At 43.7% G+C, this 24291-nt stretch carries 26 protein-coding genes and 1 riboswitch; of the genes, 25 read left to right on the top strand and 1 reads right to left on the bottom strand.

All coding sequences use genetic code 11. The annotated features are described in order from the left end of the window. Nucleotides 1–80 precede the first annotated feature (80 nt). The 3 genes from D8872_RS01470 to D8872_RS01460 all read left to right on the top strand — a co-directional run bounded on the left by D8872_RS01470 (nt 81) and on the right by D8872_RS01460 (nt 1793). Nucleotides 81–437 carry a hypothetical protein gene (locus tag D8872_RS01470; RefSeq protein ID WP_125372541.1) on the top strand — a complete coding sequence of 119 codons (357 nt, stop codon included), beginning with the start codon at nt 81–83 and terminating at the stop codon, nt 435–437. A gap of 128 nt (nt 438–565) precedes the next feature. Then, nucleotides 566–778: a hypothetical protein gene (locus tag D8872_RS01465; RefSeq protein WP_260471658.1), complete on the top strand. Its 213-nt coding sequence runs from the start codon at nt 566–568 to the stop codon at nt 776–778. Nucleotides 779–881: 103 nt separating this feature from the next. Further along, nucleotides 882–1793, top strand: coding sequence for a DMT family transporter (locus D8872_RS01460; protein WP_125389704.1), 912 nt, complete (start codon nt 882–884; stop codon nt 1791–1793). Between the two features lie 66 nt (nt 1794–1859). On the opposite strand, the gene D8872_RS01455 is transcribed toward D8872_RS01460, so the two are convergent. After that, nucleotides 1860–3227, bottom strand: coding sequence for an aspartate kinase (locus tag D8872_RS01455; protein ID WP_125383417.1), 1368 nt, complete (start codon nt 3225–3227; stop codon nt 1860–1862). Nucleotides 3228–3474: 247 nt separating this feature from the next. On the opposite strand from D8872_RS01455, the gene fabM reads away from it, so the two are divergent. The 22 genes from fabM (at nt 3475) to D8872_RS01345 (ending at nt 24283) form a co-directional block, all read left to right on the top strand. Next, a complete protein-coding gene (gene fabM / locus D8872_RS01450) occupies nt 3475–4266 on the top strand; it encodes a trans-2-decenoyl-ACP isomerase (protein ID WP_125389703.1) in 792 nt (263 codons plus the stop codon). Between the two features lie 117 nt (nt 4267–4383). Then, nucleotides 4384–4818 (top strand): fatty acid biosynthesis transcriptional regulator FabT, encoded by a 435-nt coding sequence (gene fabT / locus D8872_RS01445; protein ID WP_005591704.1) that lies wholly within the window; start codon nt 4384–4386, stop codon nt 4816–4818. Further along, entirely contained in the window at nt 4818–5792 is a 975-nt protein-coding gene (locus D8872_RS01440; RefSeq protein WP_125389702.1) for a beta-ketoacyl-ACP synthase III, read from the top strand. The genes fabT and D8872_RS01440 overlap by 1 nt, the downstream gene beginning before the upstream one ends. A gap of 53 nt (nt 5793–5845) precedes the next feature. Further along, nucleotides 5846–6070, top strand: coding sequence for an acyl carrier protein (locus tag D8872_RS01435; protein ID WP_005591706.1), 225 nt, complete (start codon nt 5846–5848; stop codon nt 6068–6070). Between the two features lie 130 nt (nt 6071–6200). After that, a complete protein-coding gene (gene fabK / locus D8872_RS01430; RefSeq protein WP_005591707.1) occupies nt 6201–7175 on the top strand; it encodes an enoyl-[acyl-carrier-protein] reductase FabK in 975 nt (324 codons plus the stop codon). Next, on the top strand, nt 7168–8088 hold the full coding sequence (gene fabD / locus D8872_RS01425) for an ACP S-malonyltransferase (RefSeq protein ID WP_061422234.1): 921 nt from the start codon (nt 7168–7170) through the stop codon (nt 8086–8088). Before fabK ends, fabD begins: the two co-directional genes overlap by 8 nt. A 12-nt stretch (nt 8089–8100) precedes the next feature. Further along, nucleotides 8101–8835, top strand: coding sequence for a 3-oxoacyl-[acyl-carrier-protein] reductase (gene fabG, locus D8872_RS01420; RefSeq protein WP_125389701.1), 735 nt, complete (start codon nt 8101–8103; stop codon nt 8833–8835). Between the two features lie 51 nt (nt 8836–8886). Then, entirely contained in the window at nt 8887–10119 is a 1233-nt protein-coding gene (fabF, locus tag D8872_RS01415) for a beta-ketoacyl-ACP synthase II (protein ID WP_125389700.1), read from the top strand. Continuing rightward, entirely contained in the window at nt 10120–10617 is a 498-nt protein-coding gene (gene accB / locus D8872_RS01410) for an acetyl-CoA carboxylase biotin carboxyl carrier protein (protein WP_125389699.1), read from the top strand. It begins immediately after the preceding gene. Next, nucleotides 10614–11036 carry a 3-hydroxyacyl-ACP dehydratase FabZ gene (fabZ, locus tag D8872_RS01405; RefSeq protein WP_008809611.1) on the top strand — a complete coding sequence of 141 codons (423 nt, stop codon included), beginning with the start codon at nt 10614–10616 and terminating at the stop codon, nt 11034–11036. Before accB ends, fabZ begins: the two co-directional genes overlap by 4 nt. 18 nt (nt 11037–11054) lie before the next feature. Beyond that, nucleotides 11055–12422, top strand: coding sequence for an acetyl-CoA carboxylase biotin carboxylase subunit (locus D8872_RS01400; RefSeq protein ID WP_125389698.1), 1368 nt, complete (start codon nt 11055–11057; stop codon nt 12420–12422). A gap of 65 nt (nt 12423–12487) precedes the next feature. Further along, the gene (gene accD, locus D8872_RS01395) at nt 12488–13351 is read left to right on the top strand and encodes an acetyl-CoA carboxylase, carboxyltransferase subunit beta (protein ID WP_062003939.1); all 864 of its coding nucleotides are present in this window, start codon (nt 12488–12490) and stop codon (nt 13349–13351) included. After that, the gene (locus tag D8872_RS01390; RefSeq protein WP_062003937.1) at nt 13348–14118 is read left to right on the top strand and encodes an acetyl-CoA carboxylase carboxyl transferase subunit alpha; all 771 of its coding nucleotides are present in this window, start codon (nt 13348–13350) and stop codon (nt 14116–14118) included. The genes accD and D8872_RS01390 overlap by 4 nt, the downstream gene beginning before the upstream one ends. Before the next feature lie 183 nt (nt 14119–14301). Next, complete coding sequence (locus D8872_RS01385) at nt 14302–14850, top strand: carboxymuconolactone decarboxylase family protein (RefSeq protein ID WP_009659051.1); 549 nt, start codon at nt 14302–14304, stop codon at nt 14848–14850. A gap of 428 nt (nt 14851–15278) precedes the next feature. Continuing rightward, a riboswitch (glycine riboswitch) is annotated at nt 15279–15368 on the top strand. A 90-nt stretch (nt 15369–15458) separates the two neighbouring features. Then, nucleotides 15459–16790 carry an alanine/glycine:cation symporter family protein gene (locus D8872_RS01380; protein ID WP_125389697.1) on the top strand — a complete coding sequence of 444 codons (1332 nt, stop codon included), beginning with the start codon at nt 15459–15461 and terminating at the stop codon, nt 16788–16790. Between the two features lie 148 nt (nt 16791–16938). After that, nucleotides 16939–17412 (top strand): transcriptional regulator NrdR, encoded by a 474-nt coding sequence (gene nrdR, locus D8872_RS01375; protein WP_005591110.1) that lies wholly within the window; start codon nt 16939–16941, stop codon nt 17410–17412. A gap of 6 nt (nt 17413–17418) precedes the next feature. After that, the gene (locus D8872_RS01370; RefSeq protein WP_125389696.1) at nt 17419–18573 is read left to right on the top strand and encodes a replication initiation and membrane attachment family protein; all 1155 of its coding nucleotides are present in this window, start codon (nt 17419–17421) and stop codon (nt 18571–18573) included. Further along, nucleotides 18574–19473, top strand: coding sequence for a primosomal protein DnaI (gene dnaI / locus D8872_RS01365; protein ID WP_125389695.1), 900 nt, complete (start codon nt 18574–18576; stop codon nt 19471–19473). After that, nucleotides 19470–20186, top strand: a complete 717-nt coding sequence (locus tag D8872_RS01360) for an NADPH-dependent oxidoreductase (protein ID WP_125389694.1) — start codon at nt 19470–19472, stop codon at nt 20184–20186. Before dnaI ends, D8872_RS01360 begins: the two co-directional genes overlap by 4 nt. Before the next feature lie 42 nt (nt 20187–20228). Next, nucleotides 20229–21539, top strand: coding sequence for a ribosome biogenesis GTPase Der (gene der / locus D8872_RS01355; protein ID WP_125389693.1), 1311 nt, complete (start codon nt 20229–20231; stop codon nt 21537–21539). Nucleotides 21540–21827: 288 nt separating this feature from the next. Further along, on the top strand, nt 21828–23006 hold the full coding sequence (locus D8872_RS01350; RefSeq protein WP_125389798.1) for a hydroxymethylglutaryl-CoA synthase: 1179 nt from the start codon (nt 21828–21830) through the stop codon (nt 23004–23006). Then, on the top strand, nt 23003–24283 hold the full coding sequence (locus D8872_RS01345; protein WP_125389692.1) for a hydroxymethylglutaryl-CoA reductase, degradative: 1281 nt from the start codon (nt 23003–23005) through the stop codon (nt 24281–24283). Before D8872_RS01350 ends, D8872_RS01345 begins: the two co-directional genes overlap by 4 nt. Nucleotides 24284–24291: the final 8 nt, after the last annotated feature.

The raw sequence follows: 24291 nt of genomic DNA, 5'->3' as shown, positions 1-24291 counted from the left end.
AAAACCAGTCGTGAGGCTGGTTTTTACCTTTTATTTGAATGGAACTTATGGTAAAATAGATAAAAAATAAAGGAGTCCTTATGTCAGAAATTAAAGTAAAACGTGGAACAGGTTTTGTAGGGATTATTGGGAATTTTCCAATTTTAATCAATGGTCAAAAGGTTGGTACAATCCAGAATGGTGACGAGGCTGTCTTTCCTATTGAGGGAGAAGAAGCTGTTGTTCGTGTAGGAGCTGCTCCTATGAGAACCAAGCCAGTGACAGTTAAAGCAGGGCAAACCTTGTTGGTTGAAACGAATTTTACGAATTTTTCTAGCTGTCTAGGAGTTTTATTGCTCGGCCTGTTCTTTGGTGGCCTAGTGCGTGCAATTTTATTGCTTCTTGCTATGGCTTTAATGTTTCTTCTGCCTTTTTACTCAGCTAGGATTGAAGAATAAACTGAAAAGTTTTTGTTGATAGGCTGGATTGAAGTAAGGGAGTCTTTGATGTCAAAATTTACAATTACGCGTTCTACGGGTATAGTTGGAGTTGCCCAAAATGTTGCGGTATATCTAATGGTCAACTTGTGGATAAACTTGCGAATGATGAAAGTAAAACGCTGACTTTTGAGGGAGACAGTGCTGAACTACAGGTTGGACAAAGTTTTATGAAATCTCATAAGATTCAAGTGAAAGATGGCCAGAAAGTACTCGTTACAGCTTCTGGAATGCGGGCTATGCTAGGAATTATTGGGCATATCTTAGGTCTGCCTTATCTACTTCTTGAGATAGAGAATTAAACATCTTTAAGCTCAGCTAAATCATAAAAAATCAGTCGAAACAGACTGATTTTTCTTTATGGTTTATGTTATAATGATCAAAGCTAACAGAAAGAGGTTTGGGATGTCAAAAGTTTTAAGGGGAACCCTTTATACCTTGGCTGCGGGAATTGCTTGGGGCTTATCGGGAACAAGTGGTCAATATCTGATGGTGCATGGTTTTTCGGCACTGAGCTTGACCAATGTGCGCTTGTTGCTAGCGGGTTTGGTTTTGATGATGTTGGCTTATGCGACAAATAAAGATTCTTTTAAGGAGATTTGGAAAGACAAGAATTCTCTACTACACATTTTAATTTTTGCAGTCTTAGGCTTATTCATCAATCAATATGCATATTTAGCGGCCATTCATGAGACGAATGCAGGAACAGCAACGGTCTTACAATATCTCTGTCCTGTTGGTGTTTTGGCATACACTTGTATCAAAGACAGAGTAGCACCGACTGTGGCTCAGATTTGTTCAATGATTCTAGCCATAGGTGGAACCTTTCTGATTGCGACCCACGGTCAGGTCAATCAGCTCTCGATGACGCCAAAAGGCTTATTTTTAGGTGTTTTTTCGGCCTTTACATACGCGCTATATATTCTGTTGCCGATTGAGCTCATTAAAAGGTGGGGAAGCATGCTGGTCATCGGGATTGGCATGACCATTGCAGGTATCTTGCTCCTTCCTTTTAGCGGTATTTTCCAGCATCAGTGGCAAGTCCGTTCGGATATCCTTCTGGCCTTGGTCGGCATCATTGTCATTGGAACAATCTTTGCTTACACCGTCTTTTTGAAGGGAACAAGCTTGGTCGGTCCTGTCAAATCTAGCCTCCTAGCCTCGATTGAGCCAATTTCAGCGGTCTTCTTTGCCTTTGTCATTATGAATGAACGCTTTTATCTGCTTGATTTTGTAGGTATGGGCATGATTTTGCTGGCTGTCCTGTTGATATCTGTCAAAGACCTGATCTTGGAAAAGAAAAAAGGTTTATTATAAGCAAGAAAGAATAAGGAAAGACCTGGCTCCACATAGAGCTAGGTCTTTGTTGTTTATTTATTCGGTTTATTCATTGCTTTCTGAGTTGCCAAAGAATGCTTTATATAAAGCACGGATGGCTTCTTTTTCTTGGTTCTTATTGACAACAAACATGATAGAAACTTCACTGGAACCTTGTGACATCATTTGGATATTGATTTTGTTGTCAGAAAGAGCTCTAGTCGCAGTAGCAGTTACCCCGATATGACTTTTCATTTTTTCGCCGACAATCATGATGATAGAAAGATCATGCTCAATCTCAGCGTAGTCTACTTCTGCTTTTTGTACAAGCTGGCGTAGAATCTCTTCTTCTTTAATTGGAGTTAATTCACGTTCGCGAAGAATGATGGAAAGATCATCGATTCCTGTTGGCATATGCTCCCAACCGATATTTAAATCTTCCAAAATCTGAAGCGCCTTTCGGCCAAATCCAACTTCTCGGTTCATGAGATACTTGGACATGTTAATACTTACGAAGCCAGAATCACCAGCGATTCCTACAACAGGAGGATGATCTTCGCTATGTTTATGGACAATGCGAGTACCAGGGTGCTCTGGATTGTTGGTATTTTTGATAACGAGTGGAATTTTTCCGCGATAGGCTGGAAGCAGAGCTTCATCGTGAAGGACAGTAAAACCTGCATAGGCTAATTCTCGCATTTCACGGTAAGTAAGCTCAGCGATAGAGCGTGGCTTATGAATAATCCCAGGGTGAGCAGCAAAGATGCCGTCTACATCAGTGAAGTTTTCATAGACATCAGCTTTGACACCAGCTGCAATAATTGACCCTGTAATATCTGAGCCACCACGAGAAAAAGTACAGATCTGTCCATCTTGAGTGACACCGAAGAAGCCAGGGATGACAAGGACTTCATCGGAATGGATTAGTTCTTCCAATTTATCATAGCTTGAAGGAAGGATCCGAGCATTACCTGGTTCGCTTGAAACCACTAGTCCAGCTTCTCTAGGATGCACGTAGCGAGCCGGAATGCCATTGTGGTTAAAGTAAGCTGCGATGAGCTTAGCATTGTTGTTTTCACCAGCTGCTAGGAAAGTATCGTAAAGAAATTCATTATTCTCAATTGGCAGAGTAGCTAGGGAGATGATGCTCTTAGAGATCTTTTCAATAATTGCAGATTTTAGACCTAGCTCAGAGACCATATCGGAGTAGCGCTTAATAATCCAATTTTGCTCCTTGGAGACATCATTTCCTGCAATGTACTGGCGATAATACTTAATCAGGGCATCGGTGACTTTTGTATCTTGGTCATCTCTTTTTCCTGGTGCGGAAACGACGACGAAACGACGCTCAGCATCAGACTTTACAATATGTAAGACTTTTTCTAATTGTGAAGCAGAAGCAAGTGAACTTCCGCCAAATTTTACAACTTTCATAGAAACTCCTAAACATGATTTAGGAAAAATTATAACAAAATTCTGAAAATTTTGCAAATCTATCAGAAGCACTGCTTTATGTAAATTTGTTTCAAAAAAAAAAGCAAAAAACGAATATAAAATCAAATTTTCCAGTTTTTGTTTTCTTTCTTACATCTTTTATGCTAGAATAAATGTAATTTGACTATCAAATTATTTAATTATGAAATAAAATGACTGTAAGTACCCAGTCTGGAATNGAGTTAGAATGACTTTTAATGGTATTCTTTATAAGGTAGTTGATGAAGTGGCGACTATTACCTTCAATCGCCCTGAAGTTTCAAATGGTTTCAATATCCCCATGTGTGAGGAGATTTTAGAAGCGATTGAGCTGGCCGCAAATGATGAGGCAGTAAAGTTTTTAGTGTTCAATGCTAATGGGAAAGTATTTTCTGTCGGTGGCGACCTAGCAGAGATGCAAAGAGCTGTCAGTGCTGACGATATTCAATCCTTGGTAAAAATTGCAGAGCTGGTCAATGACATTTCCTTTGCCATGAAACGGCTACCCAAGCCAGTTATTATGAGTGTGGATGGCCCTGTTGCTGGTGCAGCTGCCAATATGGTCGTGGCTGCCGATTTCTGCATTGCGACAGAAAAATCTCGCTTCATACAAGCTTTTGTGGGAGTTGGCTTAGCGCCAGATGCCGGTGGGCTTTATCTTCTGACTCGGGCAATTGGTGTGACTCGAGCGACTCATTTGGTCATGACAGGAGAGGCCCTGACAGCAGAGAAGGCTCTGGATTATGGTTTGCTCTATAAAGTTTGTGAAGCAGAAAAACTGGAAAAAACAACGGAACAGTTGCTGAAGAAGTTAAAACGTGGTTCGCTGAATTCTTACAGAGCTATGAAAGAAATGGTCTGGAAGAGCCTTTTCAGCGGTTGGAAAGAATATGCGGAGTTGGAGTTATCTTTACAGAAGTCTCTTGCTTTCACTGAGGACTTCAAAGAAGGTGTCCAAGCTTATACTGAGAAGCGTCGTCCACAATTTACAGGTAAGTAAGGATTTGCAGGATAAGAAAATTGTTTGAAAATCAAATAAATTTTCAAAGGGACTTGCAAATTATTTTGAGATCTGATAAAATTTGAATGTCAAAGTATTTATGAAGGAGGTGTTGGTTTGAATTATCAATTAGTCAATGATTATTTAACATCCATTTTTAATAATGTTTTGGTTATTGAAGAGTCCAGCCTCCGAGGCAGTCAATTTAAAGACGTCTCCATTAAAGAAATGCACACTATTGATGTTATTGGTACCATGCCTAATGCGACTCCAAGCGATATTTCAAAGGAATTGTTAGTCACTTTGGGGACTGTCACAACCAGCTTGAATAACTTGGAGCGTAAAGGGTATATCGAGCGTCGCCGTTCATCCATTGACCGTCGTGTAGTTCATCTGAGTTTGACTAAGAAGGGGAGGCTCTTGTATCGCCTTCATAAACGATTCCACAATCGCATGGTCATGCAAGTAGTGGAAGGAATGTCCCCAGAAGAAAAAAATGCAATGCAAAAAGGTTTGCAGAACTTGTATAATTTTTTAGAGGAGTTGAAATAATGAACTATGCAAGAATCACTCAAGTAGCTCATTATGCTCCAGAGCAGATTGTCACAAATGATGATCTGGCCAAGATGATGGATACAAGCGATGAATGGATCTCAAGTCGAACAGGTATCAAACAGCGACATTTATCTCGGACTGAGTCAACCAGTGATTTAGCTACAAAGGTTGCTGAGCAATTGCTAGAAAAGGCCCAACTGTCTGCTGATCAGCTTGATTTTATCATTATTGCGACGATCACTCCGGATTCTATGATGCCGTCAACTGCAGCTAGGGTGCAGGCCAATATTGGAGCTGCCAAGGCTTTTGCTTTTGACTTGACGGCAGCTTGCAGTGGCTTCATCTTTGCCTTATCAACTGGAGAAAAGTTCATTTCCTCTGGTCGCTATCAAAGAGGTTTGGTCATCGGTAGCGAAACGCTTTCGAAAGTCGTTGATTGGTCGGATCGTGCGACGTCAGTCTTGTTTGGTGATGGGGCTGGAGGAGTCTTGCTTGAAGCGGCAGAAAAGCAGCATTTTTGGGCTGAAAGTCAGTTTACTGATGGCTTGAGAGGTCAGAGTCTGACTTGTGGTGGACTTGGTTTGTCCTCTCCGTTTTCGGAAAAGCAAGTTGATGATCGCTATTTGAAAATGGAAGGCCGAGCAATCTTTGATTTCGCTATTCGTGATGTGGCACAGTCTATCAAAAATACCATTGAAGAGAGTCCATTTTCAGTGGAGGAGCTTGATTATCTGCTCTTGCATCAGGCTAATATCCGAATTTTAGATAAAATGGCTAAGAAACTCGGAGTTTCTCGGGAAAAACTACCTGCTAATATGATGGAATATGGCAACACTAGTGCAGCTAGCATCCCGATTTTATTATCTGAGTGTGTCCAACAGGACTTGATTAAACTGAACGGAGATCAGACTATTTTATTGTCAGGTTTCGGTGGAGGTTTGACATGGGGCACGCTTATTGTTACAATTTAGTTAATCATGTGGAAACACATAGATAAAAAATATATTTTTAAAGGAGTCTATCCATGGCAGTATTTGAAAAAGTACAAGAAATTATCGTTGAGGAACTTGGTAAAGAGCCATCAGAAGTTACACTTGAGTCAACTTTCGATGATCTTGAAGCAGATTCATTGGATTTGTTCCAAGTAATTTCAGAAATCGAAGATGCATTTGACATCCAAATCGAAACTGAAGAAGGCTTGAAAACAGTTGGTGACTTGGTTGCCTACGTAGAAGAAAAAACAAAATAATAAAGATTTGAGAGTATCGCAAGATATTCTCTCTTGTTTAGGTAATAGTTTGAATTTCAAAGTAAAAAGGTTGCTATCTAGCGGTTTGGGCTCAAGCTATTACTTAAGCAATGATTATGAGGAAGGTATTATGCAAACACGAATTACAGAATTATTAGATATTAAATATCCTATTTTCCAAGGTGGTATGGCCTGGGTTGCAGATGGTGATTTGGCTGGTGCTGTTTCAAAGGCTGGTGGTCTTGGGATCATCGGTGGCGGAAATGCTCCTAAGGAAGTGGTGAAAGCTAATATTGACAAGATTAAGTCTTTGACGGATCGTCCTTTCGGAGTCAATATCATGCTTTTGTCGCCTTTTGTAGATGACATCGTGGATTTGGTGATCGAAGAGGGTGTAAAAGTGGTAACGACTGGTGCGGGCAATCCAAGCAAGTACATGGCTCGTTTCCACGAAGCAGGTATTACTGTGATTCCTGTTGTACCAAGTGTGGCTTTGGCTAAACGGATGGAAAAAATCGGAGCAGATGCCGTTATTGCTGAAGGAATGGAAGCTGGTGGTCATATCGGTAAGTTAACGACCATGACCTTGGTTCGTCAGGTTGTAGAAGCAGTTAACATTCCAGTTATTGCGGCTGGTGGTATTGCGGATGGATCTGGTGCTGCGGCTGGTTTTATGTTGGGAGCAGAAGCGGTTCAGGTCGGCACACGCTTCGTTGTAGCTAAGGAATCAAATGCCCATCAAAATTATAAAGATATGATTTTGAAAGCTCGTGATATCGATACGACAATTTCTGCTCAACACTTCGGTCATGCGGTTCGTGCGCTCAAGAATAAGCTGACTCGCGATTTTGAAAAGGCTGAAAAAGAAGCCTTCAAGCAAGAAAATCCAGACTTGACTGTTTTTGAAAATCTAGGTGCTGGTGCCTTGGCCAATGCAGTTGTCCGTGGCGATGTGGAAAATGGTTCCGTCATGTCCGGTCAGATTGCCGGCTTAGTCAGCAAGGAAGAAACGGTCGAAGAAATCCTCAAGGATATCTATTATGGCGCTGCTGAAAAGATTCAGCAGGAAGCAAAACGTTGGGCAGGAGTAACTAGAAATGACTAAGACAGCCTTTCTATTTGCTGGTCAGGGAGCCCAATATCTGGGAATGGCTCGTGACCTCTATGAGCAGTATGATGTGGTTAAGGCGACTTTTGAGGAAGCGAGTCAAGTTCTGGGCTATGATGTTCGGGCATTGATTGACCAGGATGAGGAAAAACTCAACCAAACTCGCTATACTCAGCCAGCAATTTTGACAACTTCTCTTGCTATTTATCGCCTGTTGGCAGAAAAAGGCATCCAGCCTGATATGGTGGCTGGCCTCTCTCTAGGTGAATACTCTGCCTTGGTAGCTGCTGGCGCGCTGGACTTTAAAACAGCGGTAGCTCTAGTCGCAAAACGTGGAGCTTTCATGGAGGAAGCAGCTCCTGCTGGTTCTGGAAAGATGGTTGCGGTCCTAAATGCGGACGTGGCTCTTATCGAGGAAGCCTGTCAGACAGCTAGTCAGCTAGGAGTGGTCTCTCCTGCCAATTACAACACTCCAGGTCAAATCGTCATTGGGGGAGATGTGGCAGCGGTGGATAAAGCGGTAGAACTCCTCAAGGAAGCAGGTGTGAAACGCTTGATTCCGCTGAATGTTTCAGGTCCTTTCCATACAGCACTCTTAAAACCAGCCAGTGAGCAATTAGCTCAGGTTTTGGCTGAAACAGAATTTGCTGATTTTCAGCTTCCGCTAGTGGGCAATACAGAGGCGGATATCATGGAAACTGGCAGAATTAAGGAATTGTTAACTCGTCAGGTCATGGAGCCGGTTCGTTTCTACGATAGTATCGCTAAAATGCAGGAAGCTGGTGTGACTGAGTTTATCGAGATTGGTCCAGGGAAAGTATTGTCTGGCTTTCTGAAAAAAATTGATAAATCAGCAGTTGTTTATCATGTTGAAAGTGTGGAGACTTTAACAGCCCTACTGGAAAAATAATGGGGAATACCAATGGAATTAAAGAATAAAAATGTTTTTATTACTGGCTCTAGCCGTGGGATTGGTCTGGCTATTGCCCATAAGTTTGCAAGTGCAGGTGCCAATATTGTCTTGAACGGTCGTGGTCAAATTTCAGACGAAGTTTTGGCTGAGTTTGCTGGCTATCCGGTCAAAGTCGTGGCTATTTCAGGCGATGTGTCTGATGGTACTGATGCTAAGCGAATGATTGAAGAGGCGATTGCAGTTTTGGGTTCTGTAGATGTCTTGGTCAATAATGCTGGAATTACCCGCGATAAGATTATGCTCAAGATGACAGAGGAAGACTTCGAGCAAGTGCTGAAGGTCAATCTGACTGGAGCCTTCAATATGACGCAAGCTGTCTTGAAACCAATGACCAAGGCTCGTCAGGGAGCAATTATCAACCTATCAAGTGTTGTCGGTTTGACTGGTAATGTCGGTCAGGCCAACTATGCAGCCTCTAAAGCTGGCTTGATTGGATTTTCTAAGTCAGTTGCTCGTGAGGTGGCTGGGCGCAATATCCGTGTCAATGTGATTGCCCCAGGCTTTATCGAATCGGATATGACAGACGGGCTTTCTGAAAAAATCAAAGAAGCTTCTCTGGCTCAAATCCCAATGAAACGGTTCGGCAATACCGAAGAAGTAGCAGATGTCGCCCTATTCTTAGCAGGTCAGGAATACCTCACTGGTCAGGTCATCGCGATTGATGGCGGATTGACTATGCAGTAATTGCATGCATTTGGATTTGACAGTTTACCAATTATCATAAAGGAGTTCACTATGAAACTAAATCGAGTTGTTGTGACAGGTTATGGCTTAACCTCTCCCATCGGAAATACACCAGAAGAATTTTGGAATAGTTTAAAAGAAGGTAAGATTGGAATTGGTCCCATCACCAAGTTTGATCACAGCGATTTTGCTGTTCATAATGCGGCTGAAGTCCAAGACTTTCCATTTGATAAATACTTTATCAAGAAAGATACTAATCGTTTTGACAACTATTCTTTGTATGCCTTGTATGCAGCTCAAGAAGCGGTGACAAATGCCAATCTTGATGTAGAATCAATCGATAAAGACCGCTTTGGTGTCATCGTGGCTTCTGGTATCGGTGGTATCAAGGAAATCGAAGATCAAGTTATCCGTTTGCATGAAAAAGGTCCAAAACGCGTTAAGCCAATGACTCTGCCAAAAGCTTTGCCAAATATGGCTTCAGGAAATGTTGCTATGCGCTTCGGAGCAAACGGGATTTGTAAATCAATCAATACAGCTTGTGCCTCATCAAATGATGCGATTGGGGATGCTTTCCGCTCTATCAAGTTTGGTTTCCAAGATGTCATGTTAGTTGGTGGATCAGAAGCTTCTATCACTCCATTTGCCATTGCTGGTTTCCAAGCTCTGACAGCTCTTTCTACGACAGAAGATCCTACCCGTGCTTCTATTCCATTTGATAAAGACCGTAACGGCTTTGTCATGGGAGAGGGTTCTGGTATGTTGGTGCTTGAAAGTCTGGAACACGCTGAAAAACGTGGAGCGACTATCTTGGCTGAAGTAGTTGGCTACGGCAATACTTGTGATGCCTACCACATGACTTCTCCACATCCAGAAGGTCAAGGTGCGATTAAGGCTATTAAATTGGCTTTGGAAGAGGCAGAGATTTCTCCAGAGCAAGTGGCTTATGTCAATGCCCACGGTACTTCAACTCCTGCTAATGAAAAAGGAGAAAGTGGTGCTATCGTAGCTGTTCTTGGTAAAGAAGTACCTGTATCTTCAACCAAGTCATTCACAGGACACTTGCTTGGGGCTGCAGGAGCAGTGGAAGCAATCGCTACAATCGAAGCAATGCGCCATAACTTTGTACCAAAAACAGCTGGAACAAGTGAATTGTCAGACTATATTGAAGCGAACGTCGTTTATGGACAAGGCTTGGAGCAAGAAATTCCTTATGCGATTTCCAATACATTTGGTTTTGGCGGTCACAATGCTGTTCTGGCATTCAAGCGTTGGGAGGGCTAGATGAATATCAATGAAATTAAAGACTTGATGGCTCAGTTTGACCAATCAAGCCTGCGTGAATTTTCTTATAAAAATCAAAGTGATGAATTGACTTTCAGCAAGAATGAAAGTTCTGCCGCAGTCGCAGCAACTCCATCAGTCAGTGTAGCTCCTGTTGTAGCTCCTGTGCAGCCAGAAAGTGCACCTGTATCTGAGACAGTTTCCCAAGCAGCTCCAACTGCAGCACCTGAGGTGGCTCCAGAGGCTCCGGCACCAGCTGCTGAGGGTGATGTCGTGGAAAGTCCTTTGGTTGGCGTGGCTTACTTAGCTGCAGGTCCAGATAAACCAGCTTTTGTCAGTGTAGGAGACCAAGTTAAAAAAGGTCAAACTCTGATGATTATTGAAGCCATGAAGGTCATGAATGAAGTGCCAGCACCGAAAGATGGTCTGATTACAGAAATTCTGGTTCAGAATGAAGAAATGGTTGAGTTTGGGAAAGGGCTGGTACGTATCAAATGATTGATATCAATGCAATAAAAGAGGCGCTTCCGCACCGCTATCCTATGTTGTTGGTGGACCGTGTATTGGAAGTCAGCGAAGATGAGATTGTCGCTTTGAAAAATGTGACGATCAACGAGCCATTCTTTAACGGACATTTCCCTCAGTATCCAGTTATGCCGGGTGTCTTAATCATGGAAGCACTGGCTCAAACGGCTGGTGTGCTGGAATTGTCTAAAGAAGAAAATAAGGGCAAGCTGGTCTTCTATGCTGGCATGGACAAGGTTAAGTTCAAGAAGCAAGTTGTGCCAGGTGACCAGCTGATTATGACGGCCAAGTTTGTCAAGCGTCGCGGAACCATTGCAGTGGTAGAGGCCAAGGCCGAAGTTGACGGTAAACTTGCAGCCAGCGGAACCTTGACCTTTGCGATTGGTCAATAAGAAAGAGGAGATTTCACCATGTTTCGTAAAATTTTAATTGCTAACCGTGGGGAAATTGCGGTCAGAATTATTCGTGCAGCCCGCGAGTTGGGAATTGATACTGTCGCTGTTTATTCAACGGCTGACAAGGAAGCACTCCACACCCTACTGGCTGATGAGGCGGTTTGTATCGGGCCAGCCAAGTCTACGGATTCTTATCTGAATATGAACGCTGTCCTGTCTGCTGCTGTTCTGACAGGTGCAGAAGCCATTCACCCTGGTTTTGGTTTTTTGAGTGAAAACTCTAAATTTGCGACCATGTGCGAAGAAGTCGGCATTAAGTTTATTGGACCTTCAGGTGCTGTTATGGACTTGATGGGGGACAAAATTAATGCTCGGGCTCAGATGATTAAGGCCAAAGTGCCGGTTATCCCAGGTTCTGATGGAGAAGTTCATACCTCGGAAGAAGCCTTGGAAGTAGCCGAAAAGATTGGCTATCCAGTCATGCTCAAAGCTTCTGCTGGTGGCGGAGGCAAGGGGATTCGTAAGGTCGAAAAGCCTGAGGATTTAGTAGCGGCCTTTGAGTCTGCTTCTAGTGAAGCCAAAGCGGCCTTTGGGAATGGTGCCATGTATATGGAGCGAGTTATCTATCCAGCGCGCCATATTGAAGTGCAGATTTTGGCAGATCAGCAGGGGCATGTAGTCCACTTGGGTGAGCGGGATTGCTCTTTGCAGCGGAATAATCAGAAGGTGCTGGAAGAAAGTCCATCTGTGGCAATTGGGAAAACCCTGCGCCAGAAGATTGGGGAAGCAGCTGTTCGAGCAGCTGAGTCTGTCGACTATGAAAATGCCGGAACGATTGAGTTTCTGCTGGATGAAGCCAAGGGTGAATTCTACTTTATGGAGATGAACACTCGGGTGCAGGTAGAGCATCCAGTGACTGAGTTTGTCACCGGTGTGGATATTGTTAAAGAGCAGATTAAGATTGCGGATGGTCAAGAGCTATCCTTCAGTCAAGAAGATGTTGAAATTCGCGGTCATGCGATTGAATGTCGGATCAATGCTGAAAATCCAGCCTTTAACTTTGCACCGAGCCCAGGCAAGATTTCCAATCTTTATCTGCCAAGTGGTGGAGTGGGATTGCGCGTGGATTCGGCGGTCTATCCTGGCTACACCATTCCTCCTTACTATGACAGTATGATTGCCAAAATCATCGTTCACGGGGAAAATCGCTTTGATGCCCTGATGAAGATGCAGCGGGCTCTCTATGAGCTAGAAATCGACGGTGTCGTGACCAATAGCAGTTTCCAACTGGATCTGATTTCAGATCCTAATGTGATTGCTGGTGATTATGATACAGCCTTTCTCATGGAGAAGTTCCTTCCGGCTTATCAAGAGAAAAAATAGATGACAAGGAGTGATTTTGTTTGAAAGAAGCAGAATCACTCTAAAATTTAATGAAGGAGTAAGCAATGCCTTTGTTTTCAAAAAAGGATAAATATATTCGAATCAATCCTAATCGTTCCTCTCGTGCTTTGCCTCAGCCAAAACCAGAAGTTCCAGATGAGCTTTTTTCTAAGTGTCCAGGTTGTAAGCATATCATTTATCAAAAAGATTTGGGGGCAGAGCGTGTCTGTCCAAGCTGTGGCTACACTTTTCGAATTTCAGCTTTTGAGCGCCTGAGTTTGACGGTGGATCAAGGAAGTTTTGAGGAATTGTTCGCTGGTATTGAGACGACAGATCCCTTACATTTTCCAAATTATCAAGAAAAACTGGCAAAGATGCGGGAAAAGACTGGTCTAGATGAGGCTGTTTTGACTGGAACCGCTCTGATAAAAGACCAAAAATTAGCTCTTGGGATCATGGATTCCAACTTTATCATGGCTTCCATGGGAACGGTTGTGGGTGAAAAGATTACCCGCCTCTTTGAGTATGCGACAGAGCATAAGCTGCCAGTCGTCCTCTTTACGGCTTCTGGTGGTGCCCGCATGCAGGAAGGTATCATGAGCTTGATGCAGATGGCTAAAACTTCTGCTGCTGTACAACGTCATTCAAAGGCTGGTCTTTTTTACCTGACCGTTTTGACAGATCCGACTACAGGCGGTGTCACAGCCTCTTTTGCTATGGAAGGGGATATTATCTTGGCAGAAGCGCAGGCTCTGGTAGGCTTTGCTGGTCGTCGAGTTATTGAGTCTACTGTACGAGAAAAGTTGCCAGATGACTTTCAAAAGGCAGAATTTTTGCTGGAGCATGGCTTTGTTGATGCGATTGTCAAGCGTGGTGAATTGCGGGATCGGATTGCTACTCTCTTGAGATTTCATGGAGGTGACCAATGACAAAAATCAGTCAGATTATCAAAGCAGCGCGTGATCAGTCCCGCTTGACGGCTCTGGATTTTGCCCAAGGAATTTTTGATGATTTTGTGGAATTGCACGGAGATCGTGGTTTTCGTGATGATGGTGCTGTCATTGGCGGTATCGGAACCTTAAATGGTCAGCCAGTCACAGTGGTCGGCATTCAAAAAGGTCGCAATTTGCAGGATAATTTGCGGCGGAACTTTGGTCAGCCTCATCCAGAAGGCTATCGTAAGGCCTTGCGTCTCATGAAGCAGGCTGAAAAATTTGGCCGTCCAGTCGTGACCTTTATCAATACGGCTGGTGCCTATCCTGGCGTCGGTGCTGAGGAGCGTGGACAGGGTGAAGCCATTGCCCGTAATCTCATGGAAATGAGTGATTTGAAAGTGCCCATTATTGCCATTATCATCGGCGAGGGTGGCTCTGGTGGGGCGCTAGCCTTGGCAGTTGCTGATAAGGTCTGGATGCTGGAAAACTCTATGTATGCCATTCTCAGTCCTGAAGGCTTTGCTTCGATTTTATGGAAAGATGGCAGCCGAGCAATGGAGGCGGCTGAGATGATGAAAATCACCTCGCATGAGCTTTTGCAGATGGGTGTCGTTGATAAGGTCATCCCCGAACGCGGATTTAATAAAAATGAGCTCCTAGCTGCAGTCAAGCAAGAGATCAGTACTGAACTAGCGGGACTTTCTAAACTTTCTCTCGAGCAACTTTTGGAAGATCGCTATCAACGTTTTAGAAAATATTAGCCAGAAGCCTTAGGGCTTCTTTTTCTTGCTTGAGAGAGGTATGGAGGCAATTAAGATGGGTAATATATTTTGGTTTGATATGTAGCAATATATTCTCTTTATAGAGGTCATATAAAATATATATTATACAAGCTGTCAGACCTATGTTAAGATAGTTGCTAATCAAAAGAAATGAGGTTTCATATGTCAGAATTTACTATCCATACGATTGAGTCCGCGCCAGCTGAGGTGAAAGAGGTTTTAGAAACGGTTCAAAAAGATAACGGTGGCTACATTCCAAATCTTATCGGTCTTTTGGCCAATGCGCCAACGGCTTTGGAAACTTATCGGACGGTTGGAGCCATCAATCGTCGAAACAGCTTGACACCAACTGAGCGTGAAGTAGTGCAGATAACGGCTGCGGTCACTAATGGCTGTGCTTTCTGTGTAGCAGGCCATACAGCCTTTTCAATCAAGCAGATTCAAATGAATGATGATCTTTTGGAGGCTCTGCGCAATCGTACTCCGATTGACACCGATCCGAAGCTAGATACGCTTGCTAAGTTTACCATTGCTGTCATCAATACTAAGGGACGGGTCGGAGATGAGGCTTTGGCAGACTTCCTAGAAGCAGGCTATACACATGAGAATGCTCTGGATGTAGTTCTGGGTGTCAGCCTTGCGACCCTTTGCAATTATGCCAATAATCTGGCCAACACACCAATTAATCCGGAGTTGCAGCCTTATGCTTAGCCTTTGAGGAGGTGAAAGGGCTTTTTAGAACGACCCATTCTTTTTCATTGACTACAAGTCAAGCAAGAAACCAGTGCTGAACTAGCAGAACTTTCTAAAATTTTTCTTGACTAACTCTTGGAAGAATGTCATCAATACTTTAAGGAATGAAAAATTGTAAAATATAGTGCAATAAAAACTTACAGAACTTCAAACAGTGTAAACCATAAATAACTACATCAACAGGTAATAAAGGAGATTCTATGAGCTACTATCATCTTACCTTTGAATAAATTATCTATCTAACCTTTTGGGGTCAATAGAATATTCAAAATTTTTCATAAAACATTGACAAAAACCGAATATTATTTTAAAATAATAGAAAATTTAGAATAAACACCGAATGAAGTTTTTCAGAAATAAGCGTTTGAGCCTTATGACTGTGAAATGGACGGAACTCTGGAGAGACCATGATTGGCACCGAAGGGGCAAGGCAGGCAACTGCTCAAACTCTCAGGTAAAAGGACAGAGCAAGGGAAGGACAGGAAACGGTCATTCTCAGGCATCCAGAGTACATGTGTAAACATGTACTTTTCTTTTTCTCGGTGTGGAAAAGGAGCATAAGACTTATGTTGAAGTTGCTGAATCAAATTGATTCTTTGGTCTGGGGGCCTCCCCTCTTGATTTTATTAGTTGGAACAGGGCTTTATCTGACGCTTCGTCTGAGGTTGCTACAGATTTCGCGCCTTTCTCGCGCCTTTCGCTTAATTTTTGTATCTGGAGAGGATCATCATGGAGACGTGTCAAGCTTTGCTGCTCTTTGTACAGCTTTGGCAGCCACGGTTGGAACGGGGAATATTATCGGTGTTGCGACGGCCATAAAAGTTGGTGGACCGGGTGCCTTATTTTGGATGTGGCTAGCTGCTTTCTTTGGAATGGCAACCAAGTATGCCGAAGGTTTATTAGCGATTAAGTATCGTTCCAAGGATGCCCACGGAGCAGTTGCTGGTGGTCCCATGCACTATATTTTGTTGGGAATGGGAGAAAAATGGCGTCCGCTGGCTATCTTCTTTGCTGTAGCGGGTGTATTGGTGGCTCTTTTAGGGATTGGGACCTTTACGCAGGTGAATTCCATTACAGAAGCTATGCAGAATACCATTCAGTTGCCTCCAGCTGTGACTGCCTCTATCTTGGCTATTTTGGTGGCTCTAGTTATTTTTAGCGGTATTCAGTCGATTGCTCGAGTGTCGACCAAGATTGTGCCTTTTATGGCGGCTATTTATATCTTGGGGACTGTGACTGTATTAGCAGTCAATATAGATCGTTTGCTGCCAACTCTTCAGCTAGTCTTTAGTTCTGCCTTTAGTCAGACAGCTGCTGTTGGTGGCTTTGCTGGTGCAACCATCCAGATGGCTATTCAAAATGGGGTAGCTCGTGGCGTCTTTTCAAATGAATCTGGTCTAGGGTCAGCGCCCATTGCAGCGGCGGCAGCTAAGACTAAGGAACCTGTCGAGCAAGGCTTGATTTCGATGACGGGAACCTTTATCGATACTCTGATTATTTGTAGTCTGACAGGTCTAACAATTTTAATCACAGGAGTTTGGGATAGCAATCTCAATGGTGTATCCTTGACTCAGGCAGCCTTTGCGACTGTCTTTGCTAATTTTGGTCCAATCCTTCTATCCGTTTTTCTAGTTCTGTTTGCTTTTACCACTATTTTAGGCTGGAACTACTACGGTGAGCGCTGCTTTGAGTTCCTGTTTGGTGTTAAATATATTCGCTTGTACCGAATCATCTTTGTCGCCATGGTGCTCTTAGGAGGTTTTATTGAGCTCGAAGCAGTTTGGGTCATTGCCGATATTGTCAATGCCTTGATGGCTTTGCCAAATCTGATTGCTCTTTTGGCCTTATCTCCTGTTATTATTGCTGAGACCAAAAAGTATTTTGACAAGAAGGGCTGAGTTTCCATTTGCTGGATTTTTGAAAGAAGATTTTCTTGCTAAAGCTGCTTTGTCAGCTTTAGTTTTTTTGTGGGCGAGAAATCTCTCGTCTTTTGTTATTGGTCAAAACATGGTATAATGAAGTATTAAGATTCTAGGAGGAAATGACATGCGTTGTCCCAAATGTGGCGGAAGCAAATCAAGTGTGGTTGACAGCCGGCAGGCAGAAGATGGAAATACAATCCGTCGTCGCCGTGAATGCGAGGAATGCCAGCATCGTTTTACAACTTATGAGCGCGTGGAAGAAAGAACCCTAGTCGTTGTCAAAAAAGATGGAACGCGTGAGCAGTTTTCTCGGGATAAGATATTTAATGGAATCATCCGCTCCGCTCAGAAGCGTCCGGTATCAAGTGATGAGATCGAAGAATTGGTCAATCGGATTGAGCAAAAACTTCGCAGTCAGAGCGAAAATGAAATTGCCAGCGAATATATTGGCTCTCTAGTCATGGATGAGCTGGCCGAGCTGGATGAAATTACCTATGTCCGTTTTGCCAGTGTTTATCGGAGTTTTAAGGATGTTGGCGAGCTGGAAAGCCTTTTGAAGCAGATTACCAAGGGTTCTAAGAAGAAAAAGGAAAAATAATGGCTTATGAAACCAAATGATCATTTTTCTTTCTTGTCTAATAACCAGGTCAGTCAAGATATGAGCGGACTGACCCGTTATTACCTACCCATTGTGGGCAAGGATGCAGTCGCGCTTTATCTTTATCTAGTTTCTTTTTGGGATAATGGAGCTCAGCAGCGACTTTTCAGCCATATTTTGAATCATCTTGATTTTGGTATGGAAGTGTTGGAGAGAAGCTTGGAGCGCCTATCAGCTATTGGCTTGCTAGAGCTTTTCCAGACGGAGACGGGATTTTTCATCCGACTCTATCCAACCTTGTCCGCTGAGGACTTCTTTGCTCATCATGTGTACACTAGTCTTTTGGAGAAAAAGATTGGTCAGGCGGCAGTAGATAAGCTACGACCGGAAAATCCAGCTGGGCAAAAAATCGGTGCTTCTTTTAGCCAGATCTATGGCATGGAAGAGGTCAGTCCGATGAGAAACAGTCGCCAGAATGATTTTGACTTGACGCATTTTAAACAGAGAATGGCTCAGGATGGCTTGCGTTTTGCAGATGAAAAAGCGGACCTCTTGGACTTGTTTACCATTGCGGAGCAGAAGAAATGGACTTGGTACGAGACCTATGTCTTAGCGCGTGAAACGGCTGTGTCACATGTGATTTCAACGAAAAGGATGCAGCAAAAAATTCAGCAAAAGCTAGTTTCGGGAGACTTTTCTCCGCAAGAGCAGTCTATTATTCGTGAGGCCAAAAGCAAGCAGCCACTACTCTTTTTGGCCGAGATCAAGAAAACCCGTCAAGCGGCCATTACGCGTAGTGAACGGAAGCTGATTCAGGATTTGGCAGAGATGGGGCTTTTGGATGAAGTTATCAATATCATCCTGCTATTGACTTTTAATAAGGTGGATTCGGCCAATCTCAATGAGAAGTATGCCCTCAAGGTGGCCAATGACTTTTCTTATCAAAAGGTGACCTCGGCTGAAGAGGCGGTCCTGAAAATCCGCGAGCGCAACCAGCAGACGAATAATCGTCCTGCGCAAGTCAGCCCAGCTTCTGCTAAAAGCAATGTGCCGAACTGGAGTCAGCCGGATTACAAGAATGAAACCAGCTTAGAAAAACAAGCGGAACTAGAAGAACAAAAAAGAAGGCTTTTAGCGAGACTGGAAGAGGGAGGCGATTAAATGGAAAAAATAGGACAGGCAATGCCTCATATGAATAAAGTGAAGCAGTTTGATTATCAAAAATTGGTCCAGCAGATTTTAGCAGATCCAGATATCGCTAACTTTATCAGTCGAGAACAACTGTCTCCAACTGAAATTCAGCGGAGCATTTCTAAGTTCAATCAATACATTACCGAACGAGATCGCTTCCTGCTAGAAGATCAGAACTATATTGCCAAGGGTTATAAGCCGATTTTAGTGAAAAATGAAGGCTATGCGGATGTTGCCTATGAAGAGACGCCTGAGTTGATTGAGCAGGAGAGACAGGAAGCGATTAGAAGCCGTCTCAACCTTATCAATCTGCCAGCTAGTTTAAAAGAGGCTAGTTTGGCCAAAGTGGATTTAGATGATGTCGGTCGCTACAAAGCTTTCGAGCTCTTGACCAGTTTTGTTGCGGAATTTCCGCATTATCAGAAGGCTGTCTATCTCTACGGAGATTTCGGCGTGGGTAAGAGCTACATGATGGCTGCGCTGGCACATGATTTGTCAGAAAAACGCAGTGTGTCAACGACTCTTCTCCACTATCCGAGCTTTGTTTTGGATGTTAAGAATGCTATCAGTTCTGGCTTGGTAAAGGAAAAGATTGACCAAGTCAAGACAGCTCAAGTGCTGATTTTGGACGATATCGGTGCAGAGCAGTCTAGCCCATGGATGAGAGATGAGATTTTACAAGTTATCCTCCAGCACCGTATGCAGGAAAATCTGCCAACTTTCTTCACTTCTAACTTTAGTTTTGCGGATTTGGAGCGTCACTTTGCCAACTCTAAGAATGGCGATGAGACTTGGCAGGCTAAGCGAGTTATGGAGCGGATTAAGTTTTTAGCTCAAGAAGTACACCTAGAAGGAGAGAATCGTCGATGAATGAAACAATTAACTTGATGAAGGCTCATACGTCTGTTCGGCGCTTTACGGAAGAGCAGATCTCAGATGAAGAACTACGCGCTATGATCGATGCTGGACGTGCTGCTTCCAGCTGGAAGAATTTCCAGTCCTACTCTGTCATCGTGGTGCGCAGCAAAGAGAAAAAAGAAGCCCTCTTTGATTTGGTTCCCCAAGAAGCCATTCGGCAGTCTTCGGCCTTCCTACTTTTTGTTGGCGACCTCAATCGAGCTGAAAAGGGAGCTGCCCTACATACAGAAGATTTTTATCCTGAAGGAACAGAAAATATCCTCATTAGCTCGGTAGATGCTGCTTTGGCAGGGCAAAATACCCTCTTAGCAGCTGAAAGTCTGGGTTATGGCGGTGTTATTATTGGTTTAGTTCGCTATGAGGCTTCAAAAATAGCCCAGCTCTTTAATCTGCCAGACTATACTTATCCAGTTTTCGGCATGGCTTTAGGAAAGCCTAATCAAAACTATGCTGTCAAGCCACGCCTGCCGTATGAAGCGGTGGTCTTTGAGGAAGAATACCGTGAACAACTCAGCTCAGTCATCGAGGCCTATGACCGTGTGCAGGCTGAGTATGCTGGCGAGCGGGCACAGGATACTTGGAGCCAGCGTTTGGCAGCTCAATTTGGTCAGGAGCCAAATCAAGCGATCGACCAACTGTTCAAAGAAAAGAAATTAGAAAACTAAGGCGGAGCTCAGCTCTGTCCCAAAGAATGAAAGAGGGAAAACATGGCTTTACCAACTATTGCCATTGTCGGCCGTCCCAATGTCGGCAAGTCAACGCTATTTAACCGGATTGCGGGAGAGCGGATTTCCATTGTCGAAGACGTGGAAGGGGTTACCCGAGACCGAATCTATGCGACGGCAGATTGGCTGAATCGTAAGTTCAGTATCATTGATACGGGCGGAATTGACGATGTTGATGCACCTTTTATGGAGCAAATCAAGCACCAAGCTGAAATCGCTATGGACGAGGCCGATGTCATCGTTTTTGTCGTGTCTGGCAAGGAAGGCATCACGGATGCGGACGAGTATGTCGCTCGCATGCTCTACAAGACCCACAAGCCGATTATTTTAGCGGTTAATAAAGTGGATAATCCCGAGATGCGCAATGAAATCTATGATTTCTATGCACTGGGCTTGGGCGATCCATTCCCAGTATCTTCTGTCCATGGGATTGGTACAGGGGATGTTCTGGATGCGATCGTTGAGAATCTTCCTCATGAGGAAGTGGCTGAAAATCCTGATATGATTAAGTTTAGCTTGATTGGCCGTCCCAATGTCGGCAAGTCTAGCTTGATCAATGCTATCTTGGGTGAGGATCGGGTCATTGCCAGTCCAGTGGCTGGTACAACACGCGATGCGATTGATACGGTCTTTACGGACAGTGAAGGTCAGGAATTTACCATGATCGATACGGCTGGTATGCGCAAGTCAGGCAAGGTCTATGAAAATACGGAGAAATACTCTGTCATGCGGGCCATGCGGGCAATTGATCGCTCAGATGTCGTTCTGATGGTGCTGAATGCTGAAGAAGGAATTCGTGAGTACGACAAGCGAATTGCTGGCTTTGCCCATGAAGCAGGAAAAGGAATGATCATCGTCGTAAATAAGTGGGATACACTGGAAAAAGACAACCATACTATGAAAGACTGGGAAGAGGATATCCGCGACCAGTTCCAGTACTTGTCTTATGCGCCGATTATCTTTGTTTCTGCTCTGACCAAGCAGCGCCTCCATAAGCTGCCGGCTATGATTAAGCAAATCAGTCAAAGCCAAAACACGCGTATTCCATCAGCGGTACTCAATGATGTCATCATGGATGCTATCGCCATTAATCCGACACCGACTGACAAGGGCAAACGTCTCAAGATTTTTTATGCGACTCAGGTTGCGACCAAACCGCCGACCTTTGTCATCTTTGTCAACGAAGAAGAGCTTATGCACTTCTCTTACCTGCGTTTCTTGGAAAATCAAATCCGCAAGGCCTTTGTCTTTGAAGGAACACCGATTCACTTGATTGCAAGGAAGCGGAAGTAGGACTTGCTTCAGCTTGTTTACAAAGAAAACAAGGGATATTGCAAGGAGTTTATGGAGAGAAGCTTATCCTTAAATCCATAAACTTGCTAGCTCAAAATTTGGAATAGACTGATGAGGGAAACTGAATTGGAAAAATTGAGTTTCTCTCATTTTTTGATGATGAGCTTTCTCCGTCTCAAGTCGGATTTGAGCTTAAAAAATGGTTTTTAAAAGAGTTTTAGCCTTAATTATGGTAAAATAGTGTCTGAATACTATTAGCTATCAAATGAATTGAATGAGGTCTTTATGATGAAAATCGGAATCGATCAAATCGGTTTTGCGACCAGCAATTATGTTTTAAAATTAGATTATCTGGCTGAGAAGCGGGGTATTGATCCTAATAAACTCAGTAAGGGATTGTTGATGAAGGAGATCAGCATTGCTCCTTTAACTGAGGATATTGTCACTCTGGGCGCGACAGCAGCTGAACAAATCTTGACCGTAGAGGATAAGCAGGTCATTGATATGGTCATTGTCGCAACGGAGTCTAGCATCGACCAAAGTAAGGCGGCTTCGGTCTTTATTCACGGTCTTTTGGGGATCCAGCCCTTTGCTCGTAGCTTTGAAATGAAGGAAGCCTGCTACGCTGGAACTGCTGCTCTAGACTATGCCAAGCTACATATCAAACAATATCCAGAAAGCAAGGTCTTGGTCATCGCTAGTGATATTGCAAAATACGGGATAGAGGCGCCAGGCGAGCCGACTCAAGGTGCAGGCGCAATCGCTATGCTGATTAGTCAAAATCCACGAATCCTGGAGTTCAACGATGACAATGTGGCCCAGACTCGTGATATTATGGATTTCTGGCGACCAAATTATTCTACGACTCCTTATGTCAATGGTGTCTACTCAACCCAGCAGTATTTGGATTGCCTTGAGACAACATGGAAGGAATATCAAAAGCGTCATGGCTTAGCTTTAGCCGACTTTGCAGCGATTTGTTTTCATCTTCCCTATCCCAAATTGGCGCTGAAGGGGCTGAATAAAATTATGGATAAAAGCTTATCTCAGGAGGAGCAAAAAGGCCTGCAAGAAAACTTTGATAAGTCTATTCTCTATAGCCAAAAGGTCGGAAACATCTACACAGGCTCGCTCTTTTTGGGGCTCTTGTCCCTTTTAGAAAACTCTGAAAATCTTAAGGCTGGTGACAAGATTGCTCTCTTTAGTTATGGTAGTGGTGCTGTCGCTGAGATTTTCAGTGCCAATCTGGTAGAAGGTTATGAGAAACAGCTGACGACTAATCGTTTGGAGAAATTAAATCAACGTCAAGAACTGACAGTTGCTGCTTATGAAGAGCTTTTCTTTGCAGAAGCTCAGCTGGATGAAAACGGCTCAGCTGTTTTTTCTGACTACGATGACCAAGTTTACGCCTTGGTTCAAATCGATCAACACCAGCGCAAGTATATCAAAGTTGAGAAATCATCATGAAAATAAATTGGACCGGATTTTCTAAAAAAACGCCTGCAGAGCGGCTAGAGTTTCTGAAAGCCCATGAGCTACTCCAGACTGAGAATTGGCAAAACCTTGCTAATCAAAGCCATTTACCGCTGGAGACAGCCAATCAAATGAGTGAAAATGTGCTTTCTATTCTGGCTTTGCCTTATTCGATTGCACCGGACTTTCTCATAGATGAGCAGGTTTATCAGGTACCTTTTGCAACAGAGGAGCCCTCTGTCGTTGCTGCTGCTAGTTTTGCAGCAAAAATCATTCAGCGCAACGGCGGTTTCAAGACCAAGATTCATAATCGGCAGATGGTTGGGCAGGTCGCACTCTATGATGTGCCCGATGTAGCTAAAGCCTTAGAGCAAATCCAAAATGAGAAGTCAGCTTTATTAGAATTGGCAAATCAAGCCCATCCTTCCATCGTCAAGCGAGGAGGTGGGGCGCGTGATTTGAGAACGGATTTCCTGGAGGGAGAGACGGACTTTCTAGTTGTCTACCTTGTCGTGGACACTCAGGAAGCCATGGGTGCCAATATCCTTAATACAATGCTAGAAGCCCTAAAAGAACGGTTAGAGGAGTTAACAGGTGGACAGAGCTTGATGGCTATCTTATCTAACTATGCGACTGAAGCGCTTGTAACAGCCTCTTGCGAAATTGATTTCCACTCACTCAGTCGAGACAAGGCAGAAGCTGAACGAACTGCTCAAAGAATCGCTTTAGCTAGTCAGTTTGCAAAGCAGGATCCTTATCGGGCCAGCACGCATAATAAAGGTATTTTCAACGGAATTGATGCAGTTCTTTTGGCGACAGGTAATGACTGGCGGGCCATTGAAGCTGGGGCCCATGCCTATGCTGCTCGCGATGGCCGTTATCAAGGATTGAGTAACTGGGAGGCCAATTTAGAGGAAAGAAAACTCTATGGCCAGTTGACTCTACCCATCCCGGTTGCGGCTAAGGGAGGCTCCATCGGTCTTAATCCAATGGTTGTCGCCAGTTTTGATTTATTGGGGCAACCGACAGCCAAAGAATTAGCTTCGATTATCGCTTCTGTCGGCTTAGCGCAAAATTTTGCAGCTTTAAGAGCGCTGGTGACCACGGGAATTCAGGCTGGCCACATGAAGCTCCAAGCCAAATCTCTAGCTTTATTGGCAGGTGCTCAGGAAGATGAGATTGCAGCTGTTGTTGCAGAACTTCTCAAAGAGAAGCAATTTAATCAGGCAAAAGCTAAGGAAATTCTAACCAAAATGCGTAAAGAAAAATGAGTCAATAT

The organism is Streptococcus cristatus (assembly GCF_003943815.1).
In the GTDB taxonomy this organism is placed as follows: domain Bacteria; phylum Bacillota; class Bacilli; order Lactobacillales; family Streptococcaceae; genus Streptococcus; species Streptococcus cristatus_F.
Note: the sequence above shows the minus strand (reverse complement) of the source record. Positions and strands in the feature narration are given on the sequence as shown.

Bases quoted from the DNA above. Each gene is read 5' to 3' on its own strand.
- D8872_RS01470 (WP_125372541.1), top strand. From the start codon at position 81: ATGTCAGAAATTAAAGTAAAACGTGGAACAGGTTTTGTAGGGATTATT.
- D8872_RS01460 (WP_125389704.1), top strand. From the start codon at position 882: ATGTCAAAAGTTTTAAGGGGAACCCTTTATACCTTGGCTGCGGGAATT.
- D8872_RS01455 (WP_125383417.1), bottom strand. From the start codon at position 3,227: ATGAAAGTTGTAAAATTTGGCGGAAGTTCACTTGCTTCTGCTTCACAA.
- fabM (WP_125389703.1), top strand. From the start codon at position 3,475: ATGACTTTTAATGGTATTCTTTATAAGGTAGTTGATGAAGTGGCGACT.
- D8872_RS01440 (WP_125389702.1), top strand. From the start codon at position 4,818: ATGAACTATGCAAGAATCACTCAAGTAGCTCATTATGCTCCAGAGCAG.
- D8872_RS01435 (WP_005591706.1), top strand. From the start codon at position 5,846: ATGGCAGTATTTGAAAAAGTACAAGAAATTATCGTTGAGGAACTTGGT.
- fabK (WP_005591707.1), top strand. From the start codon at position 6,201: ATGCAAACACGAATTACAGAATTATTAGATATTAAATATCCTATTTTC.
- fabD (WP_061422234.1), top strand. From the start codon at position 7,168: ATGACTAAGACAGCCTTTCTATTTGCTGGTCAGGGAGCCCAATATCTG.
- fabG (WP_125389701.1), top strand. From the start codon at position 8,101: ATGGAATTAAAGAATAAAAATGTTTTTATTACTGGCTCTAGCCGTGGG.
- fabF (WP_125389700.1), top strand. From the start codon at position 8,887: ATGAAACTAAATCGAGTTGTTGTGACAGGTTATGGCTTAACCTCTCCC.
- accB (WP_125389699.1), top strand. From the start codon at position 10,120: ATGAATATCAATGAAATTAAAGACTTGATGGCTCAGTTTGACCAATCA.
- fabZ (WP_008809611.1), top strand. From the start codon at position 10,614: ATGATTGATATCAATGCAATAAAAGAGGCGCTTCCGCACCGCTATCCT.
- D8872_RS01400 (WP_125389698.1), top strand. From the start codon at position 11,055: ATGTTTCGTAAAATTTTAATTGCTAACCGTGGGGAAATTGCGGTCAGA.
- accD (WP_062003939.1), top strand. From the start codon at position 12,488: ATGCCTTTGTTTTCAAAAAAGGATAAATATATTCGAATCAATCCTAAT.
- D8872_RS01390 (WP_062003937.1), top strand. From the start codon at position 13,348: ATGACAAAAATCAGTCAGATTATCAAAGCAGCGCGTGATCAGTCCCGC.
- D8872_RS01385 (WP_009659051.1), top strand. From the start codon at position 14,302: ATGTCAGAATTTACTATCCATACGATTGAGTCCGCGCCAGCTGAGGTG.
- D8872_RS01380 (WP_125389697.1), top strand. From the start codon at position 15,459: ATGTTGAAGTTGCTGAATCAAATTGATTCTTTGGTCTGGGGGCCTCCC.
- nrdR (WP_005591110.1), top strand. From the start codon at position 16,939: ATGCGTTGTCCCAAATGTGGCGGAAGCAAATCAAGTGTGGTTGACAGC.
- D8872_RS01370 (WP_125389696.1), top strand. From the start codon at position 17,419: ATGAAACCAAATGATCATTTTTCTTTCTTGTCTAATAACCAGGTCAGT.
- dnaI (WP_125389695.1), top strand. From the start codon at position 18,574: ATGGAAAAAATAGGACAGGCAATGCCTCATATGAATAAAGTGAAGCAG.
- D8872_RS01360 (WP_125389694.1), top strand. From the start codon at position 19,470: ATGAATGAAACAATTAACTTGATGAAGGCTCATACGTCTGTTCGGCGC.
- der (WP_125389693.1), top strand. From the start codon at position 20,229: ATGGCTTTACCAACTATTGCCATTGTCGGCCGTCCCAATGTCGGCAAG.
- D8872_RS01350 (WP_125389798.1), top strand. From the start codon at position 21,828: ATGAAAATCGGAATCGATCAAATCGGTTTTGCGACCAGCAATTATGTT.
- D8872_RS01345 (WP_125389692.1), top strand. From the start codon at position 23,003: ATGAAAATAAATTGGACCGGATTTTCTAAAAAAACGCCTGCAGAGCGG.